This window comes from Massilia sp. TSP1-1-2 (assembly GCF_049896185.1).
Classification (GTDB): Bacteria; Pseudomonadota; Gammaproteobacteria; order Burkholderiales; family Burkholderiaceae_D; genus Telluria_A.
In genome coordinates, this window is record NZ_JAFCTU010000119.1 from 1 (window position 1) to 1,083 (window position 1,083).

General features: G+C 51.2%; 1 protein-coding gene. It reads left to right on the forward strand.

Annotated elements, in window-relative coordinates:
• A partial coding sequence (locus ACP7BV_RS27175) for an AAA family ATPase (RefSeq protein ID WP_426108019.1) occupies positions 1–1,083 on the forward strand: 1,083 nt, incomplete at both ends.

Sequence of the window (1,083 nt, forward strand, 5' to 3'; positions counted from 1 at the left end):
AAGCCTTACTTATCCAACCGCGTCCAACTCATTCCTGCCTCGCACATTCAAATCAGGCCGATCCTCTGGCTGTGGCCAGGTTGGCTTGCAGCAGGGAAGCTGCATATTTTGGCCGGCTCGGCGGGCACGGGAAAGACCAATATCGCGTTGTTTATGGCAGCCACCATTTCAAAGGGGGGATTCGGCGGGAAGCGCTGGCCTGATAATTCATTCGCTCCGGATGGCCATGTTGTTATTTGGACGGGTGAGGATAGCGTTGAGGAAACAATTATTCCCCGCCTGAAGGCACTTGGTGCGGACTTGGAGCGCGTACACATTCTGAAAGGAACAGAAGAGAATGGCCGCGCAGTAAGGCCATTCGATTTCGCCAAAGATATCGAACTGCTTAGTAATGAAATGGCGCGGCTCGGGGATGTGAAGTTGGTCATCATCGATTCGATCGTCCAAGCAGTTGCGGGCGATTCGAATAAAAACTCGGAGGTACGGAAAGCGCTTGAGCCATTGGTTGAAAAGGCTGAAAAACACAATTGTGCCATTGTGGGCATTACGCATTTGGCAAAAGGGTCCAAAACGAAAGATCCACTGGATCGCGTTGCAGGTAGTATGGCCTTTGGAGCGGTTGCACGCGTGGTTCTGGTAACCGCGAAAGTAAAGTCGGAGTATTCTTCTGACGAACCTCCCCGTTGTGTTATTGTCCGCGCCAAGTCCAATATCGGCCTCGATGTTGGCGGCTTCGAGTACAGCATCGCGAGTGCTGATTTTCAAGAAGAATCGGGTGTCCATATTTCAACCGCGATTATTTCTTTTGGATCTGCGATTGAAGGCACTGCACGCGACATTCTTAAAAATGCCGAGAATGGCGACGAAGGCGGTAAAACCAGCAAGGTTGACGTGGCAGCAGATTTCTTGTTTGAAATGCTGTCAAATGGCAGTGTAGCGCAGGCAGAAATTGAGGCCCGTGCAGTTCATTGTGGCATTTCGGTGGCAGCGATCAAACGCGCTAAAAAATCACTTGGCATTGTTTCTCATGATGATTTCCAGCGCCCGATCAAGGTTATTCGTGAGCAGTGCCCAGCCGGCCCG